16 protein-coding genes are annotated in these 14,664 nt (G+C 70.5%); 9 read left to right on the top strand and 7 right to left on the bottom strand.

Annotated features, from left to right (window positions below; genetic code table 11):
• The first annotated feature begins 132 nt into the window (after positions 1–132).
• Complete coding sequence (locus ACWC0C_RS34990) at positions 133–747, top strand: Uma2 family endonuclease (protein ID WP_450868214.1); 615 nt, start codon at positions 133–135, stop codon at positions 745–747.
• A 1-nt stretch (position 748) separates the two neighbouring features.
• Here ACWC0C_RS34990 and ACWC0C_RS34985 read toward each other — a convergent pair whose 3' ends face one another.
• Positions 749–1,576: a diacylglycerol kinase gene (locus ACWC0C_RS34985; protein ID WP_450868212.1), complete on the bottom strand. Its 828-nt coding sequence runs from the start codon at positions 1,574–1,576 to the stop codon at positions 749–751.
• 212 nt (positions 1,577–1,788) lie between these two features.
• Here ACWC0C_RS34985 and ACWC0C_RS34980 point away from each other — a divergent pair, with 212 nt between their 5' ends.
• Both ACWC0C_RS34980 and ACWC0C_RS34975 read left to right on the top strand, forming a co-directional pair.
• A complete protein-coding gene (locus tag ACWC0C_RS34980; protein ID WP_449199448.1) occupies positions 1,789–3,072 on the top strand; it encodes an adenylosuccinate synthase in 1,284 nt (427 codons plus the stop codon).
• A 149-nt stretch (positions 3,073–3,221) separates the two neighbouring features.
• Complete coding sequence (locus ACWC0C_RS34975) at positions 3,222–5,036, top strand: bifunctional metallophosphatase/5'-nucleotidase (RefSeq protein WP_450868210.1); 1,815 nt, start codon at positions 3,222–3,224, stop codon at positions 5,034–5,036.
• A gap of 3 nt (positions 5,037–5,039) precedes the next feature.
• Here the strand turns inward: ACWC0C_RS34975 and ACWC0C_RS34970 are convergent, their stop codons facing one another.
• The 5 genes from ACWC0C_RS34970 to ACWC0C_RS34950 form a co-directional block, all read right to left on the bottom strand.
• Positions 5,040–5,228, bottom strand: coding sequence for a hypothetical protein (locus ACWC0C_RS34970; RefSeq protein ID WP_449199446.1), 189 nt, complete (start codon positions 5,226–5,228; stop codon positions 5,040–5,042).
• Positions 5,215–5,454, bottom strand: coding sequence for a DUF6400 family protein (locus ACWC0C_RS34965; protein ID WP_449199445.1), 240 nt, complete (start codon positions 5,452–5,454; stop codon positions 5,215–5,217). The genes ACWC0C_RS34970 and ACWC0C_RS34965 overlap by 14 nt, the downstream gene beginning before the upstream one ends.
• 86 nt (positions 5,455–5,540) lie before the next feature.
• The gene (locus ACWC0C_RS34960; RefSeq protein ID WP_450868208.1) at positions 5,541–6,191 is read right to left on the bottom strand and encodes a hypothetical protein; all 651 of its coding nucleotides are present in this window, start codon (positions 6,189–6,191) and stop codon (positions 5,541–5,543) included.
• Between the two features lie 48 nt (positions 6,192–6,239).
• Positions 6,240–6,935, bottom strand: coding sequence for a GntR family transcriptional regulator (locus tag ACWC0C_RS34955; RefSeq protein WP_450868207.1), 696 nt, complete (start codon positions 6,933–6,935; stop codon positions 6,240–6,242).
• Between the two features lie 117 nt (positions 6,936–7,052).
• A complete protein-coding gene (locus ACWC0C_RS34950; RefSeq protein ID WP_450868206.1) occupies positions 7,053–8,408 on the bottom strand; it encodes an aminotransferase class III-fold pyridoxal phosphate-dependent enzyme in 1,356 nt (451 codons plus the stop codon).
• A 132-nt stretch (positions 8,409–8,540) separates the two neighbouring features.
• Here ACWC0C_RS34950 and ACWC0C_RS34945 point away from each other — a divergent pair, with 132 nt between their 5' ends.
• From ACWC0C_RS34945 to ACWC0C_RS34935, 3 genes are all read left to right on the top strand, one after another.
• Positions 8,541–9,158: a type 1 glutamine amidotransferase family protein gene (locus ACWC0C_RS34945; protein WP_449199441.1), complete on the top strand. Its 618-nt coding sequence runs from the start codon at positions 8,541–8,543 to the stop codon at positions 9,156–9,158.
• Entirely contained in the window at positions 9,155–9,613 is a 459-nt protein-coding gene (locus tag ACWC0C_RS34940; protein WP_449199440.1) for a MarR family winged helix-turn-helix transcriptional regulator, read from the top strand. The genes ACWC0C_RS34945 and ACWC0C_RS34940 overlap by 4 nt, the downstream gene beginning before the upstream one ends.
• A gap of 78 nt (positions 9,614–9,691) precedes the next feature.
• Entirely contained in the window at positions 9,692–11,650 is a 1,959-nt protein-coding gene (locus ACWC0C_RS34935; protein WP_450868204.1) for a protein kinase domain-containing protein, read from the top strand.
• Between the two features lie 266 nt (positions 11,651–11,916).
• Here ACWC0C_RS34935 and ACWC0C_RS34930 read toward each other — a convergent pair whose 3' ends face one another.
• Positions 11,917–12,666: an SLATT domain-containing protein gene (locus ACWC0C_RS34930; RefSeq protein WP_449199438.1), complete on the bottom strand. Its 750-nt coding sequence runs from the start codon at positions 12,664–12,666 to the stop codon at positions 11,917–11,919.
• 267 nt (positions 12,667–12,933) lie between these two features.
• Between ACWC0C_RS34930 and ACWC0C_RS34925 the strand changes: the two genes are divergently transcribed.
• The 3 genes from ACWC0C_RS34925 to ACWC0C_RS34915 are packed head-to-tail and all read left to right on the top strand — an operon-like array spanning position 12,934 to position 14,584.
• On the top strand, positions 12,934–13,278 hold the full coding sequence (locus ACWC0C_RS34925) for a YbaB/EbfC family nucleoid-associated protein (protein ID WP_055705749.1): 345 nt from the start codon (positions 12,934–12,936) through the stop codon (positions 13,276–13,278).
• 51 nt (positions 13,279–13,329) lie between these two features.
• On the top strand, positions 13,330–13,929 hold the full coding sequence (gene recR, locus ACWC0C_RS34920) for a recombination mediator RecR (RefSeq protein WP_031164801.1): 600 nt from the start codon (positions 13,330–13,332) through the stop codon (positions 13,927–13,929).
• Positions 13,922–14,584 carry a DUF5063 domain-containing protein gene (locus ACWC0C_RS34915; RefSeq protein WP_449199437.1) on the top strand — a complete coding sequence of 221 codons (663 nt, stop codon included), beginning with the start codon at positions 13,922–13,924 and terminating at the stop codon, positions 14,582–14,584. The genes recR and ACWC0C_RS34915 overlap by 8 nt, the downstream gene beginning before the upstream one ends.
• Positions 14,585–14,664: the final 80 nt, after the last annotated feature.

The raw sequence follows: 14,664 nt of genomic DNA, 5'->3' as shown, positions 1-14,664 counted from the left end.
GGAAGGGGTCGGCGCGGTTAAATATTTGTCACTAGACCATTGAAAGGGTCGACTTTGGCGATCGCGCCCCGACTGTGTAGCTGATCGACTACGCTAAGTGGTTACTGGTTCGCGTCGGAGGGAGGGGGCATCATGACCTTGATGGCAGAGCGACCGGTGACAAACGACGCCGAACCCCGCGGCGGCTTCGAGGAGCTCCTGGACCTCCTCGACGAGCTGAACGTGCCCGACGGCTACAAGGCCGAGATCATCAGGGGGAGCATCGTCGTGTCGCCGTGGTCGAAGGCGTACTACGCGGACGTGCTGGACATGGTCTGCGACCAGCTGCGTCCTCATCTGCCCGAGGAACACCGCATCAGTTCGAGTCCGTTTCTGTACGTGTTCCCGGGCGTCGAGCGCGCCTACGGCCCCGATATCCACGCGGCTCACCGACGTGCACGACGCACCACCAGTAACCGCCTCGACGGTCAGGCTCTCTCGTTCGTCGCCGAGCTGACCTCTCCGGCCACACGAGACGAAGATCGCACGGACAAACTCGACGTCTACAGCAAGGTCGGCGTGCCCGTTTACCTTCTCCTCGACATGCAGGAGGAACAGGCCACCGTCTTCTGGGAGCCGACGCCCAACGGTTACCAGGGGCGCCTCACCAAGTCGTTCGGCGAGAAGCTCTACATCCCCGACCCCATCGGCTGCACGCTCGACACCGACGGCTTCCAGGCGCCGCAGGAGGATGACGACGAGGGCTGACTCACCCCGCCGACCCCGGCAGCACCAGCCCCCAAGCCCCCTCCCTCACCCGCCACGTCCGCCTTCGCACCGGTCCCGTCACCCCCGCGTCCGCCCGGTACCGGAAATCCGCGCCGGTCACCGTCACCGTCCGCCCGGACGTCCGTACCGGCGTCGCCTCCGCGCCCACCGACAGCGGGCGTACCTCGACCTCCGCGAGCCCGCCCGTGCCCGGCGTCACCGATACGGCCTCCACGGGCTGGCCCAGGTCCACCACCGTCTCCCCGTCGACCTCGACGCGCAGCCGGGAGGGGCCCGGGGCCGGTACGGCGGCGAGCCGGGGCGGGCGGGGGGCGAGGGTGCGGACCAGGGAGCGGTACCAGGGGCGCCCGGGGACGACGGGGACCGGCACCGCGGCGGGGGGCCGCACCGGCTCCGGCGGGATACCCAGCCCGCTCAGGACGACCCCGTCGCTGTCGTCGACCAGCAGGTCGAGGCGCCGCTCGGACCCGTCCAGCACGGCCCGCGCCGCCGCCACCGCGCCGCCGGGTACGCCCAGCGACTCTGCGAGGCGGGTGTCACCGACCGGGACCACCGACAGCGCACATCCGGACAGCTCGCGTGCCCGGTGCAGCAGCGTCACGGCCCGTACCAGAGCGTGACCGTCGCCCACCACGACCGGCCGCCGCGACCCCCGTCGGCCCAGCGCGCGGGCGAATTCCTCCGGCCCGTCCGGGAGACACACCTTGGCCGCCGCACCCGCGCTGAGCACGTCTTTCGCGATCCGTACGGACTCCCCGTCCGTCTGCCGTGCCGCCGGATCGATGATCACCAGCAGCTGTTCGGACATCGCGAAAGTCGCCACCTCGGTCCTGCCTCGCTTCCTCGGGTAGCATCTTTGTGCAAGAGCCCCTTGCGCTATTGCGCCAGGGGCTTCGTCTATTCCGGGGCATCCGGTCCGACGGTTGTGCGACCAACGGCGGTCGCTGTGGCACGCGGCGGTGAACCTTACGCCCACGCCCCCGACCTTGGACATGCCCCGCCCGGAAGGGGTGTACGCGCGTGCCCGCACTTGTGCTGCTCGGTGCTCAGTGGGGTGACGAAGGCAAGGGAAAGGCGACCGACCTGCTCGGTGGCTCGGTGGACTATGTAGTGCGCTACCAGGGCGGCAACAACGCCGGCCACACGGTCGTCGTCGGCGACCAGAAGTACGCGCTCCACCTCCTCCCTTCCGGAATCCTCTCGCCTACTTGTGTCCCGGTCATCGGCAACGGCGTCGTCGTCGACCCGTCGGTCCTGCTCTCCGAGCTGAGCGGTCTGAACGAGCGTGGCGTCGACACGTCCAAGCTCCTGATCAGCGGTAACGCGCACATCATCACGCCGTACAACGTGACCGTCGACAAGGTGACGGAACGCTTCCTCGGCAAGCGGAAGATCGGGACGACGGGGCGCGGCATCGGCCCGACCTACGCCGACAAGATCAACCGCGTCGGCATCCGGGTCCAGGACCTGTACGACGAGTCGATCCTGACCCAGAAGGTCGAGGCGGCCCTCGACGTCAAGAACCAGATCCTCACCAAGCTGTACAACCGGCGCGCGATCGCCGTGGACCAGGTGGTCGGGGAGCTGCTGGGCTACGCCGAGCAGATCAAGCCGTACGTCGCCGACACCGTGCTGGTCCTCAACCAGGCGCTGGAGGACGACAAGGTCGTCCTGTTCGAGGGCGGTCAGGGCACCCTCCTCGACATCGACCACGGCACGTACCCCTTCGTGACCTCCTCGAACCCGACCGCGGGCGGTGCCTGCACCGGCGCCGGCGTGGGCCCGACGAAGATCAGCCGGGTCATCGGCATCCTCAAGGCCTACACGACCCGCGTCGGCGCCGGCCCCTTCCCGACCGAGCTGTTCGACGAGGACGGCGAGGCGCTGCGCCGGATCGGCGGCGAGCGGGGTGTGACGACGGGCCGTGACCGGCGCTGCGGCTGGTTCGACGCCGTCATCGCCCGCTACGCCACCCGCGTCAACGGCCTGACCGACTTCTTCCTCACCAAGCTGGACGTGCTGACCGGCTGGGAGCAGATCCCGGTCTGCGTGGCGTACGAGGTCGACGGCAAGCGGGTCGAGGAGCTTCCGTACTCCCAGACCGACTTCCACCACGCGAAGCCGGTCTACGAGACCCTGCCCGGCTGGAACGAGGACATCACCAAGGCGAAGTCCTTCTCCGACCTGCCGAAGAACGCCCAGAACTACGTCAAGGCGCTGGAGGAGATGTCCGGCGCCCCGATCTCCGCGATCGGCGTGGGCCCGGGCCGGGACGAGACGATCGAGATCAACTCGTTCCTGTAGTTCAACTCTGCTTCACGGGCCGGTCATGGACATGAAAATCCTTGACCGGCCCTTGGGTTGTTCGTGGTTCCGCGCGGAAGGGGCCGAGGCAAGCATCTACGCGGGTAGTTGCCTGTGTTCCTCCCTCTTCCTCGCTCCAGGAGCCCCCTATGCCCCGCAGTCCCATGAACCGCCGGGAGTTCGTGAAGAAGTCGGCCGTCACCGGTGCGGCCGTCGCGGTCGCCGGTACGGCCGCCGCCCCGGCCCAGGCCGCCGAGCAGAAGCGGGACTGTCACCCCCGCACCTGGTCGTTCTCCATCCTCGGCACGACCGACCTGCACAGCCACGTCTTCGACTGGGACTACTACAAGGACGCCGCCTACACCGACAAGGCGGGCAACTCGGTCGGCGTGGCGCGCGTGGCCACCCTCATCAAGCAGCAGCGCGAGGCGAAGGGCGAGGACCACGTCCTGCTCGTCGACGCCGGCGACATCATCCAGGGCACCTCCCTGGCCTACTACTTCGCACGCGTCGACCCGATCACCGGCACCGACGGCAAGCGGGGCCCCAAGCACCCGATGGCCGTGGCCATGAACCACATGCGCTACGACGCCGCCGCCCTCGGCAACCACGAGTTCAACTACGGCATCGACACCCTGCGCAAGTTCGAGAGCCAGTGCCACTTCCCGCTGCTCGGCGCGAACGCGCTGGACGCGAAGACGCTCCGGCCCGCCTTCCACCCGTACACCGTCAAGCGGATCCGCGTCCCCGGCGCCCCGGACATCAAGGTCGGCATCCTCGGCCTGACCAACCCCGGCATCGCGCTGTGGGACAAGGACAACGTCAGCGGGAAGATGGTGTTCCCGGGCCTGGTGGAGCAGGCGAAGAAGTACGTGCCGCGGCTGCGCGCGCTGGGCTGTGACGTCGTCTTCCTGACGGACCACTCGGGTATGGACGGCTCGTCCTCTTACGGCGACTCGCTTCCGTACGTCGAGAACGCGTCGAACCTGGTGGCCGAGCAGGTGCCGGGCATCGACGCGATCCTCGTCGGGCACACGCACGTGGAGGTCCCCTCCTACACGGTCAAGAACGCCGAGACCGGTGAGGAAGTCCTGCTCTCCGAGCCGTACTGCTGGGGCTACCGCCTCAGCGTCTTCGACTTCGAGCTCGAACTCCACCACGGCCAGTGGAAGGTGACGAGCAAGACGGCGCAGACCCTCAACCCCAAGGACGTGGACGAGGACCCGGAGATCAAGCAGCTCCTGGAGGCGGACCACGAGCTGGTGGTCAAGTACGTCAACACGGCGGTCGGCACCTGCACGCAGGACCTCTCGGCGGCGGAGTCCTGCTGGAAGGACGTGCCGATCATGGACTTCATCCACAAGGTCCAGATGGAGAGCGTGAAGGCGGGCCTGTCGGCATCGGACGCCGCGCTCCCGCTGATTTCGGTGGCGGCCCCCTTCTCCCGCACGGCCGACATCCCCCAGGGCAACGTCACCATCAAGGACATCGCCGGGCTCTACATCTACGACAACACCCTGTACGGCAAGAAGCTGACGGGCGCCCAGCTCAAGGACTACCTGGAGTACGGGGCGAAGTACTACCACCAGGTCCCGGCCGGCACGAAGGTCGACACGGCGACCCTCACCAACGCCAACAACTTCTGGGACTACATGTACGACACGGCGGCGGGCGTCGACTACGAGATCGACATCGCCCAGCCGGAGGGCTCCCGGATCAAGAACCTGAGCTACAACGGCGCGCCGATCGCCGACGACCAGGTCTTCGTCGTGGCGGTGAACAACTACCGCGCGAACGGCGGCTCCGGCTACCCGCACATCGCCGCCGCCCCGAACGCCTACAGCTCGACGAACGAGATCCGCCAGCTGATGATCGACTACGTGACCGCGAAGAAGACCCTCGACCCGGCGGACTTCGCCGTCACCAACTGGAAGCTGACGCAGGCCGGCACGCCGGTCTTCTGACCGTCAGGGCGTGGAGCGGGTGGCGCCGAAGTATGTCTCGTGCGACCAGAGGTGGTGGCACGAGGGACACTGCAGGTGCAGCAGACTGCCGGTGTTGGACAGCAGGTAGCGCCACCCGCCCCGGTCGTCACAGTTCGGGCACGCCACCCAGGCGCGCCGTCCCATGTCGGCCTGCGGATCAAGCGGCAGCATCGCCCGGCCCTGCCGGGAGCACACCGGCCGCCACCAGCTCGTCGTAGATGCGCTGCTGCTCGGCGTCCAGGCCGGAGTACAGCAGCGCACGCGCCTCCTCCTCGCCACGGAGCGCCGCAGCGGGGTCCCAGTCGGGGCCGAGGGCGGCCATGACGTGGGTACGCCGGAGCATCTCGTGCGCGCTCAGGTCGACGCTGAAGTCGAAGGCGGGGCCGTGGGGGGACATGCCACCGAACGTAGGCAGGCATTTCCCCCACGGCAAGAAGAGGTGGGTGAAATCACACAACCCGGCTCTCCCGGCCGACGTGGCGCTCAGCTGAACACGATCATCGAGCCCTGTGCCAGGGAGCGGGTCGCCGCCGCGTGCAACCCCAGCCAGACGTGCCGTTCGCGGGCGAAGGGGCTCGGGTCGTACGGCGCCGGGACGGCCGGTTCCTCCAGTTCCGTGGGGGCCGCGGGCGGGGTCGGGGCGGCCGGGGGGTTGGCCGGGTCGATGCCGATCGACCCGGCGACGTACTCCAGTTCGCGCAACAGCGCCTGAGAACTTCCCAACGGGCCGCCGCCCGCGAGCAGTTCGTCGTTCGACAGCGGCTGCGGGAAGTCGACCGGGACGTACGCGCCCGCGTGGTCGTAGTGCCAGACCAGGTGGGACTGCTGGGCCGTGGACTCGAACATCTCCAGCAACTGCTCGTAGTCGCCGCCCAGTTCGTCGACCGGGGTCACCGGCAGCCCGCACACCTGCAACAGGTACGCCCGGCGCAGGAAGTGGAGCGCGTCGTAGTCGAAGCCGGCCACCGGGGCTACCTCGCCGGACAGGCCCGGCATGTACTGGTACACCGGAACCGGTGGGAGCCCGGCCTGGGTCAGTGCCTCGTTGTACTGAGCGAGTTCCTCGGCGAACGGGTTGTCCGGGGTGTGGCACAACACGTCCACGAGCGGTACCAGCCACAGGTCACAGGCCAAAGAGGGCTCCTCGCACACAGAAGGTGGTCAGGGAAGAGTACCGGTCACTTACCCGTTGGTCAGGTGTTCCAGTAGCGCCAGTGAGTGGGCGTTGGAGGCGGCGACGATCGAGCGGGCGGTGTCGGCCTCGCGGCGGGCCAGCGCGTCGACCAGGTGCGTGTGCCCGGCCCACAGGTGGCCGCGCAGGTCGGGGAGGCGGAGCAGGTGCTGCACCGCGCAGACCCAGGACTGCACGCGCAGACGGTTGAGGAAGTCGCCGAGGTAGGGGTTGCCGAAGAGCGCGCTGAGCTCGCGCCAGAAGCGGAGGTCGTAGCCGATGAGGACGGTCAGGTCGCCGGCCGCCGCCGCACGCTGGGCCTCCTCGCCCCGGCGGCGCACGGTGGCCAGGGCCGCCGTCGTACGCGGGTCCTCCGGCGGGGTGCGGAAGGCGGGGTGGCCGGTGCTGAGGGCCTGGAACATCCCGTCGGTGACCAGGCTGCGGGCCTCGATCATGTTCCGGTAGTCGGTGACGGAGTACTCCGGCACCCTGAAGCCCCGGTGCTGGTCGGCCTCCAGGATGCCCTGCGCGGACAGGTCGACCAGGGCCTCGCGCACCGGGGTGGCGGAGACGCCGTACTGGTCGGCGATCTCCTTGACCGTGAACGCCCGGCCCGGTTGCAGCCGCCCCGCCAGCACCTCGTCACGGAGCGCGTCGGCGACCTGCTGGCGCAGGGTACTGCGCGTCACGGCGCCGGTGCCGGGCATGTCGGGGCCTCTCCTCAGGCGTCAGGTGACGTACTCGTCCGTCTCTTACGAGCACGTCACCTTACGCGCTCGAGTGTCCCCGGCGGCAGCCGTGGTTCGGTCACGGCCTGTGTTCGGTCATGCCGTGTACTCGTCGGCCACGCCCAGCGCGGCGTCCAGGGCGGCGAGGCCCTCCTTCAGCTCGGCCTCCGTGACGTTGCACGGCGGGACCACGTGGGTGCGGTTCATGTTCACGAAGGGCCACACGCCGTGCTGCTTGGCGGCGGCCGCGAAGGCGGCCATGGGGGCGTTCGCCTCGCCGGCGGCGTTGTACGGCACCAGCGGCTCGCGGGTCTCGCGGTTCTTCACGAGGTCCAGCGCCCAGAACATGCCGACACCGCGCACCTCGCCGACGCTCGGGTGCCGCTCGGCCAGGTCGGCCAGGGCGGGGCCGACGACCGTCTCGCCGAGCCGCTTGGCGTTCTCGACAACGCCCTCCTGCGCCATCACGTTGATCGTGGCGACGGCGGCGGCGCAGGCCAGCGGGTGCCCGGAGTAGGTCAGACCGCCCGGGTAGGGCCGCTTGCCGAAGGTCTCGGCGATCCGCTGCGAGATCGCGACACCGCCGAGGGGGACGTAACCCGAGTTCACGCCCTTGGCGAAGGTCATCAGGTCGGGTACGACACCGAAGAGGTCGGTGGCGAACCACTCACCGGTCCGCCCGAAGCCCGCCATGACCTCGTCCAGGATGAAGACGATGCCGTGGCGGTCGCAGATCTCCCGGACCCCGGCCAGATAGCCGGGCGGTGGGACCATGATCCCGGCCGTGCCCGGGATGGTCTCCAGGATGATCGCCGCGACCGTGCCCGGCCCCTCGAAGGCGATCGTCGTCTCCAGGTGCTCCAGGGCGCGCGCGGTCTCCTGCTCCTCGGTCTCGGCGTAGAAGCGGGAGCGGTAGAGGAACGGCGCCCAGAAGCGGACCACGCCGTTCGTGGCGCTGTCGTTCGCCCAGCGGCGCGGGTCGCCGGTGAGGTTGATCGCCTGCTGGGTGCCGCCGTGGTACGAGCGGTACGCCGAGAGCACCTTGGGGCGGCCCGTGTGCAGCCGGGCCATGCGCACCGCGTGCTCCACGGCGTCCGCGCCGGCGTTGGTGAAGAAGATCTTGTCCAGGTCGCCGGGGGTCCGTTCGGCGATCAGCCGGGCCGCCTCCGAGCGCGCCTCGATCGCGAACGCGGGCGCGAAGGTCGTCATCCTCGCCGCCTGCTCCTGGATGGCCGCGACGACCTTCGGGTGCTGGTAGCCGATGTTCGTGTAGACCAGCCCGCTGGTGAAGTCCAGGTATCGCTTGCCGTCGTAGTCCCAGAAGTACGACCCCTCGGCGCCGGCGACGGCGAGCGGGTCGATGAGGTCCTGGGCGGACCAGGAGTGGAAGACGTGTGCGCGGTCCGCGGCCTTCACTGCGGCGCCGGCGTCGGGGTTGGGCTGAGGGGTCATGCGGGTGAGGGTAAATGTCCGCGATGCGGAAGCGACATCGGCGTCTTGTTCCCTGGACGGGGGGTTTCCACGACAGGTTGTCGACACCCTGAAACAGTGGACAGCATCCTGTCGAAGTGACAGCATGCTGTCATGAGTGATGTATCCCGCAAGCCCGTGCACCTGGCGCTGTACGACAGCCTCGCCGACTGGGAGACGGGGCACACGACCGCCTACCTCGCCCGCGCCGGGTACGAGATCGTGACCGTGGGGCCGAGCCGGGAGCCGGTCGTCAGCATCGGCGGACTGCGGATCCAGCCGGACCTGGCCCTGGACGACGTGAGCCCGCGGGACAGCTCCCTGCTGATCCTCCCGGGCGCCGAGCTCTGGGACGCGACCGACGACCTGGCCCCCTTCGCCCGCACCGCCCGCGCCTTCCTCGACGCCGGTGTCCCCGTCGCCGCCATCTGCGGCGCCACCGCGGGACTCGCCCGCGAGGGCCTGCTCGACGGCCGTTCCCACACCAGCGCCAGCCCGTACTACCTGGCGGCGGCCACCGACTACGCCGGCGCCGACCGGTACGTCGAGGCCGACGCGGTCACCGACGGCAACCTGATCACCGCCGGTCCCACCGAACCCGTCGCGTTCGCCCGCGAGGTCTTCCGGCTCCTCGGGGTGTACGAGGGTGAGGTGCTGGACGCCTGGTACCGGCTGTACCACGACTCCGACGCCGAGGCTTACTTCGTCCTGCAGAAGGCGGCCGCGGAGTGAGCCGTGCGCGCCAGGAGCTGCTCAGCCGCAGCGCCCTCGGGGTCTTCCGGCTCAACGGACAGTTCCTGGCCGTCGCCGAGGAACTGTCCCGTCCGGCCGGGCTCACCGCCGCCTGGTGGCAGGTGCTCGGGGCCGTGCTGCCCGAGCCGCTGCCGGTGGCGGGCATCGCGCGGGCCATGGGCATCACCCGGCAGAGCGTGCAGCGCATCGCCGATCTGCTGGTCGAGCGGGGGCTGGCCGAGTACCGGCCGAATCCGGCGCACCGGCGCGCCAAACTGCTCGCGCCGACGGGGGAGGGGCGGGCGGCCGTGGCCCGGATCGGCCCCGGGCACGCGGCCTTCGCCGACCGGCTGGCGCAGGCGATGGGGGAGACCGATCTCGCCGAGGCGGTACGGCTGCTGGAGCGGCTGTCGGCGGTCCTGGACGAGCTGGGGAAGCCCGTTACTGAACCGTAGGCCGTGGGCCGAGCGACTCCCGGTAGGGCCGGATTATTCTCGGTCCGTCGTGTATCGGGGGGGGAGGCGGGGCGGGTCATGGAGAAGCTGGGATCGGGGGATCCGCAGCAAATCGGCGGCTATCGGCTGCTGGCGCGGCTGGGCGCGGGCGGCATGGGGCAGGTGTATCTGGCCCGGTCGGACCGGGGCCGTACCGTCGCCGTGAAGCTGGTCCGCGAGGAACTCGCCGCGCAGGAGGAGTTCCGGGCGCGGTTCCGGCAGGAGGTGCAGGCCGCACAACGGGTCGGCGGCTACTGGACCGCGCCCGTGCTGGACGCGGACACCGAGGCGGCGGTGCCGTGGGTGGCCACGGGGTATGTGGCCGGGCCGAGCCTGCAGCAGGTGGTCGGCCGTGATCACGGCGCGCTGCCGGAGAGGTCGGTACGGATCCTCGCGGCGGGGCTCGCGCATGCGCTCAAGGACATCCACGCGGCCGGGATCGTGCACCGGGATCTCAAGCCGTCGAACGTGCTCGTGACGATCGACGGGCCGCGGGTGATCGACTTCGGCATCGCGCGGGCGCTGGAGGCGACCCTGGGCGGGGCGGAGCTGACCCGGACCGGGTCGCTGGTCGGGTCGCCGGGGTTCATGGCGCCCGAGCAGGTGCGGGGGGACCGGATCACGCCGGCGTGCGACGTGTTCTGCCTGGGGTCGGTGCTGGCCTATGCCGCGACCGGGGCGCTGCCGTTCGGCTCCGCCAACAGCGGTGTGCATGCGCTGATGTTCCGGATCGCCCAGGAGGAGCCGGATCTGACGGGGGTGCCGGAGGGGATCGCCGACCTGGTGCGGGACTGCTTGCGCAAGGATCCCGCGGCCCGGCCTTCGCTGGACGCGCTGCTGGAGCGGACGGGGGCGGAGGACACCGTGACCGGGGGGCGGTCCCGGGATCCCTGGCTGCCGGGGGCGCTGGTCGCCCAACTCGGCCGACATGCCGTGCAGTTGCTGGAGGTCGAGGATCCGGAGGGAGCGTCCTCGTCGTCGGGTGCGGGTGGCCCCGGCGGGGCGGATGCGCCGTCGGCGGGTGCGGGGGGCTTCGCCGCGGACGGCGGTGACGGTGGGTCGCCGGAGCATGCCGCCGCTTGCGATGAAGTGGCTGTGCCGTCGCCCGAAGGGCCCGGGGCGGGCGGTGCCGCCGGTGGCGTCGGCCATCTGCCGACCGTCGTGGCGGGGCGGACTCCGGCGCCGGGGGTGCCGCCCGCTGCCCCCGGGTTCGGGGCGCCGGGGGCGTACGGGTATGCCCAGCAGCATCCTCAGCCCCAGGCCTATCCGCAGTCGGGCGGTGCCTACGGGTATCCGCAGCAGGCCGGGGCCTCGGGGTGGGGCGGGGGCCAGGGGTCGTACAACCCCTATGGGGGTGGGCCCGCGTCCACGCCGCCGTACGGGCCGTCGCCCGCCCTCGGGCCGCAGGAACCGGAGCGGCGCAGTGGGCGGTCCACCGCGCTGCTCGTCGTGATCGCGCTGGTGGTGGCGCTGGGCGCGGGCGGCTCGGTGTACGCGCTGATGAGGAACGGCGGCGGGACCGGCGATAAGGGCGGCGGGAGCGCCGGCCCCGCGCCGACCGCGGGCTCCGGGACGTCGGGCGCGCCCAGCCCCGGCGAGTCGACGCCATCCGACTCCGCCTCCGCCTCCGCGTCCGCGGACGGGGTCGTACCGGATGCCTACCTCGGCACCTGGGGGACGACGATCGACAACGCCAACGGCACCAACACCCGCCAACTGACCATCCGGCAGGGCAAGGTGGGCGACAGCGTACTGACGCTGGTCGCGGACGGGCCCACGGAAGGCGGTGGGACCTACCACTGTGTCTTCGAGGCCGCGATCACCCAACAGCCGGGCGGAGAAGGCCCGTTGGAGATGGGTCCGTCCACCGTCACCAGCGGCGAGCCCGCCTCCTCCTGTTCTCCGGGCGAGGCCACCGAGATCACCCTGCTGCCGGACGGCAAGCTGAAGCGGGCGAAGGCGAGCGGCGAGGAGAGCCTGACGTACACCAAGCAGTGAGGCGGTGCCTGGCTAGGGCCTGTCCGGCGGATCATGCCGGAGACGCGGGGGCTGGCACGCCCTCCCCCACTGCCTTAAGGGCGTGGGGGCACCCCCAGCGGCGTTGTCGTCGGTTGCCAACTCCCCCACGCTCGGCTTCGCTCGCGATGGGGGACCCCCATCGCGTCGACGCCCTCCTCCGCCTTGCAGCTGGACGCACCAGCCCCCGCTCACCTGCGCTGATGAAGCACCGTCACTTTCCTGCGACCTGATCCGCCGGACAGGCCCTAGCGTGGCTCCGGCGGTCGCTGCCGGGGCATGTTCGGCCGGGTCCCGTTGGCCGGGGGCAGTGGGAAGCGGCCGGCCGAGCCCCCACCCTCCTGCCGTGGCACATACGTCACCGCCGCCTGGATCCCCAGCGGCGCCGCCCCGGTGCGGAACTCGACCATCCAGTCCGTCGTCTCCGTGCGCACCAGCTCCGTCACGTCCTCCGTGAAGCGCCGCAGCACCCCCAGGCACCGCTCGGCCGCCTCGCCCGCCGTGCCCTCCGCCGGGCCCAGCACCTCCCGGATGCTCTCGGAGGCCCAGTCGAACTGCAGCACCTGCAGCCGCCGCTGCACGGCCTGTGCGGTGGCCACGTCCCGCATCCAGCCGGACGTCACGCCGAAGTACCGGTCGATGCCGACGCAGGCGACCGCGATCAGCAGCGCCAGACAGCCCCAGGGCGCGATCCCTTCGGCCGCTCCCGCCAGGTCCAGCAGTGGCAGCGCGGCACCGGTCACCGCGCCCGCCGCCGCGCCCGACCGCAGGACCCGGGCGCCGCGCCGCTTCCACATCCGGTCCCGCAGATACCAGGACGCCGTCTGCAACGCGCCGCGCTCCACCCACCGGTACAGCTCGTCGAGCCGCTCGGCGGGCTCCCCCCAGTCCCCGAGCGGAAAGGCCCGCCCGGTCAGATCGCCCGGCCGCAGCCCGGCCGCATCCTCGCCCCGCCCGTCCTGTGGTGGACCCTCGGGCTGCATCTCCGGCTGACCCACCCGGCACTCCCTACTGAGTCACTGAACACGACCGGTCACGCTGCGTGACATACCACGCCGATCCCATGCCGATTCCATGCCGACGCGCGGCACCCTTCCTACCGCCCAATGGGTGGCGAAGAGGGCTCTTTCCCGGCTTTTCCGCTCGGAAGGGGGCCTTGATCAGGTATAGGCCTGCCGTCCTTGTCACTCGAAAGAGTGGCGGGGCGACGGGCGCGTGGACCACGTAGGCTCATGCTCAAGGAGAAGAACGTAGAGGAGCTGATCGTGATCCCCGGTGGTGGCCAGCCCAATATGCAGCAGTTGCTCCAGCAGGCCCAGAAGATGCAGCAGGATCTCCAGCGGGCGCAGGAGGAACTGGCGAACACGGAGGTCGACGGGCAGGCCGGTGGCGGTCTGGTGAGGGCCACGGTGACCGGCGCCGGTGAGCTGCGCGCGCTGAAGATCGACCCGAAGGCGGTCGACCCGGAGGACACCGAGACGCTCGCCGACCTGATCGTGGCGGCCGTACAGGCGGCCAACGAGAACGCGCAGACTCTCCAGCAGCAAAAGCTCGGCCCGCTGGCCCAGGGGCTCGGCGGCGGCACCGGCATCCCCGGTCTGCCGTTCTGAGACCGGGCCAACTACGGTACGTACCGAAAGGTCTTAAGGAAGGGCAGTCCGGTGTACGAAGGCGTGGTCCAGGACCTCATCGACGAGTTGGGGCGGCTGCCCGGCGTCGGTCCCAAGAGCGCGCAGCGGATCGCCTTCCACATCCTGCAGGCCGAGCCGACGGACGTGAAGCGCCTCGCCCAGGCTCTCCTGGAAGTGAAGGCGAAGGTCCGCTTCTGCGCGACGTGCGGGAACGTCGCGCAGGAGGAGCTGTGCAACATCTGCCGCGACCCGCGCCGCGACCCCTCGGTCATCTGTGTCGTGGAGGAGCCGAAGGACGTGGTGGCCATCGAGCGCACCCGTGAGTTCCGGGGCCGCTACCACGTCCTGGGCGGCGCCATCAGCCCGATCGAGGGTGTCGGTCCCGACGACCTGCGTATACGAGAACTTCTCGCGCGGTTGGCCGACGGGACGGTCACGGAACTGATCCTGGCCACGGACCCGAATCTGGAGGGCGAGGCGACGGCGACGTACCTCGCTCGCATGATCAAACCCATGGGCCTGAAGGTCACCCGCCTGGCCAGCGGCCTCCCGGTGGGTGGCGACCTGGAATACGCGGACGAGGTCACTCTCGGCCGCGCCTTCGAGGGGAGACGACTCCTAGATGTCTGACGCCACACTGCACGCGACCGCTCAGAACCCGGACGACTTCGTGGTCCAGATCGCGGACCAGGTCGAGAGTTTCCTGGTGGCCGTCACGGAGGTGGCGAGGGGCGACGAGCCCGGCTCGACGGTCCCCTTCCTCCTCCTGGAGGTCTCCCAGCTCCTGCTGGCCGGCGGCCGCCTGGGTGCCCACGAGGACATCGTCCCCGAGGAGCGCTACGAGCCCGACCTGGGCCCGGAGCCGGACGTGGACGAGCTGCGCGAGAACCTGGCCCGCCTCCTGGAGCCGGTCGACGTCTACTCCGAGGTCTTCGACCCGTACGAGCCCCGGAAGGCACCCGTACCGGCCCGCATCTCCGACGACCTGGCCGACGTCATCACCGACCTCCGCCACGGCATGGCCCACTACCGCGCCGGCCGCACCACCGAGGCCCTGTGGTGGTGGCAGTTCTCCTACTTCTCCAACTGGGGCCCCACGGCCTCCGCCGTCCTGCGCGCCCTCCAGTCGGTCCTCATCCACGTCCGCCTCAACCAGCCCCTGGAAGAACTCGACGGCCTCGACACCGACCAGGCCACGATGGGCGACGAGACCCTGGAGTTCGAGGCGGGCCGGGTCATGGCGGAGGAGATCGGCGCGCCGCTGGGGCTCCGGCGGGGGAAGTAGGCCGACGCCGTCACAGAACCCCACCCGCAGCGCTACGCTCGGTGATTGCCCGGACGGGGCGTGCCGGGCGGGCCGGTCGG

Source organism: Streptomyces sp. NPDC001709 (assembly GCF_053596375.1).
The sequence above is the reverse complement of the archived record's forward strand: the minus strand, read 5'-3'. Positions and strand labels throughout refer to the sequence as shown.